3 protein-coding genes, 1 pseudogene and 1 riboswitch are annotated in these 2,807 nt (G+C 70.5%); of the genes and pseudogenes, 3 read left to right on the top strand and 1 reads right to left on the bottom strand.

Annotation, left to right across the window (positions count from 1 at the left end; genetic code table 11):
• Window positions 1-419 (bottom strand): nucleotide-binding protein (locus tag AC1D12_RS30085; RefSeq protein WP_477844911.1); only part of this gene is annotated, 419 nt, incomplete at its 3' end.
• Between the two features lie 83 nt (window positions 420-502).
• A riboswitch (cobalamin riboswitch) is annotated at window positions 503-740 on the bottom strand.
• Between the two features lie 214 nt (window positions 741-954).
• Here AC1D12_RS30085 and AC1D12_RS30080 point away from each other — a divergent pair.
• The 3 genes and pseudogenes from AC1D12_RS30080 to trpD all read left to right on the top strand — a co-directional run.
• Window positions 955-1,539, top strand: coding sequence for an anthranilate synthase component II (locus AC1D12_RS30080; protein ID WP_477844909.1), 585 nt, complete (start codon window positions 955-957; stop codon window positions 1,537-1,539).
• Window positions 1,536-2,549, top strand: a complete 1,014-nt coding sequence (gene ltaE / locus AC1D12_RS30075) for a low-specificity L-threonine aldolase (RefSeq protein WP_477844907.1) — start codon at window positions 1,536-1,538, stop codon at window positions 2,547-2,549. Before AC1D12_RS30080 ends, ltaE begins: the two co-directional genes overlap by 4 nt.
• An 18-nt stretch (window positions 2,550-2,567) precedes the next feature.
• Window positions 2,568-2,807, top strand: a pseudogene (gene trpD / locus AC1D12_RS30070) (anthranilate phosphoribosyltransferase); the annotation flags it as partial.

The raw sequence follows: 2,807 nt of genomic DNA, 5'->3' as shown, positions 1-2,807 counted from the left end.
GCGAGGCCGTGCGCGATCGCGCCGAAGGTCTGCGCCATCGCGCTGCCGTCGATCACCGTCAGCACCGGCAGCCCGAAGCGCAGCGCAAGGTCGGCGCTGGACGGCGTGCCGTCGTGCAGCCCCATCACGCCCTCGACGARGATCAGGTCGGCATGTTGCGCGGCGTCATGCAGCAGCGCGCGGCAGTGCGCCTCGCCGCCCATCCACAGGTCGAGCTGGTGGACGGGCGCGCCGCTGGCGCGGGCGAGGATCATCGGGTCGAGGAAGTCGGGCCCGGCCTTGAAGACCCGCACGCGGCGGCCGCGGCGGGCGTGCAGGCGCGCCAGCGCGGCGGTGACGCTGGTCTTGCCCTGGCCCGATGCGGGCGCGGACACCAGCAGGGCAGGGCAGCGCACGGGGCGCAGCTCGGGGACTTGCATCGAAGGACAACTCGCAACAGACCGGCCGTCGCCCTGCTTCCCCGCAGGGTTTCGTGAACAGGCATGCGCCGCGTTGCCGCGGGCGCGCACCCACTGGGTTGGCCGGTCTCCGGGCTGGCGGACGTCTCCCGTGCACCCTTCCCATCGGCCGGGGCCGACAGTGGGTCGATTCGCACGGGAGCGCTCTCCGGGGAGGGCGTCCGCTTACCGTTGCGGGGGCAGCTCAGGTTGGATCCGCCCCGGCAGGGCTCGTCTTCCTGATTCCCGTTTCACTGCCGCGACCGGACGGCCGCGGCGAGCACCAACGTGGGCGGCATGATACCCGCCGTCTTCCCTGAAGCCCGGCGCGCAGCCATAATGCGGCCCCATGGTCTCCACGCGTTCATTCACAGCGACGCTCCGCGGTTGGCGTTGGCGCAAGCCAACGACCTGAACCCACCTCATGGCGCCCGCACGCGGCGCCCCAGTCTTCCGCCGCGACCCAGCCTACGGCAGCCGGTCGCCCCGAACCCACTGAATCCAGAGGCCTGAGCACATGCTGCTGATGATCGACAACTACGACTCCTTCACCTTCAACCTGGTGCAGTACTTCGCCGAGCTCGGCGAGAACGTGCGCGTGTTCCGCAACGACGAGATCACGCTCGACGGCATCCGCGAACTGAAACCCGAGCGGCTGGTGCTGTCGCCCGGCCCGTGCTCGCCGGCCGAGGCCGGCATCTGCGTCGACGCGATCCGCGAGTTCACCGGCAAGCTGCCGATCCTCGGCGTGTGCCTCGGGCACCAGGCGATCGGCGCGGCGCTCGGCGGCAGGATCATCCGCGCGAAGACGCAGATGCACGGCAAGACCGACATCATCACCACCGACAGGCGCGGCGTGTACGCCGAGCTGCCGCAGCAGTTCACCGTGATCCGCTACCACTCGCTGGTGATCGAGCGCGACACGCTGCCCGCCGAGCTGGAGATCACGTCGACCTCGCAGGACGACGAGATCATGGGCGTGCGCCACACCGCGCTGGCCGGCACGAAGACGCCGCTCGAGGGCGTGCAGTTCCATCCCGAATCGATCCTCACCGAGCATGGGCACGCGATGCTGAAGAACTTCCTGGAGTTGCGCGGATGAACGGCGTCGTCGATCTGCGCAGCGACACCATCACCCGGCCGACACCGGCCATGCGCGAGGCGATGGCCTGCGCCGAGGTCGGCGACGACGTGTTCGCCGACGACCCGACCGTCAACGCGCTGCAGGAGCGCATCGCCGCGCTGCTCGGAAAAGAGGCGGCGCTGTTCGTGCCGACCGGCACGCAGAGCAACCTGATCGGCATCATGAGCCACTGCGGCCGCGGCGATGAATACATCGTCGGCCAGATGGCCCACACCTACCGCTGGGAAGGCGGCGGCGCCGCGGTGCTCGGCAGTGTGCAGCCGCAACCGCTGGAGCACCAGCCCGACGGCACGCTGGCGCTCGCCGACATCGACGCCGCCGTCAAGCCCGACGACGCGCACTTCGCCCGCTCGCGCCTGCTGTGCCTCGAGAACACGCTCGGCGGCAAGGTGCTGTCGCAGGCCTACCTGGCCGATGCGACCGGCCTGGCACGCCGGCGCGGCCTCGCGACCCACCTCGACGGCGCGCGGCTCTTCAACGCCGCGGTGAAGCAGGGCATCGCCGCGCGCGAGATCGCGGCGCATTTCGACAGCGTGTCGGTCTGCTTCTCGAAGGGGCTCGGCGCACCGGTCGGCTCGGCGCTGGTCGGCTCGAAGGCCTTCATCCGCGGCGCGCACCGCTGGCGCAAGATGCTCGGCGGCGGCATGCGCCAGTCCGGCGTGCTGGCGGCCGCGGTGCTGCATGCGCTGGACCACCATGTCGAGCGCCTCGCCGACGACCATGCGCTCGCGCAGCGCCTGGCCGCCGGCCTGCGCGACGTGCCGGGTGTCGCGGTCGAGCCGCCGCAGACCAACATCGTGTTCGTCGACGTGCAAGGCCCGAAGGCTGCCGGCCTGCTCGACCACCTGAAGGCGCGCGGCGTGCTGGCGACCGGCCTGTACCGGCTGCGCTTCGTCACGCACCTCGACGTCGATGCCGCCGGCGTCGACCGCGCGATCGCCGCGGTGCGCGAGCACATGAGCGCCTGAATCCTCGAGAGACGAACCATGACCATCAGCAACACCGAAGCCCTGGCCCGCGTCATCGACCACCGCGAGATCTTCCACGACGAGATGCTGACGCTGATGCGCCGCATCATGAGCGGYGAGATGTCGCCSGTGATGATSGCCGCGCTGTCGCTGGGCTTGCGCGTCAAGAAGGAAACCATCGGCGAGATCRCSGCCGCCGCGCAGGTGATGCGCGAGTTCGCGACGCCGGTGGTGGTGGCCGACACGACGCACCTGGTC

It is taken from the genome of Rhizobacter sp. P1_G5 (assembly GCF_056405435.1).
Note: the sequence above shows the minus strand (reverse complement) of the source record. Positions and strands in the feature narration are given on the sequence as shown.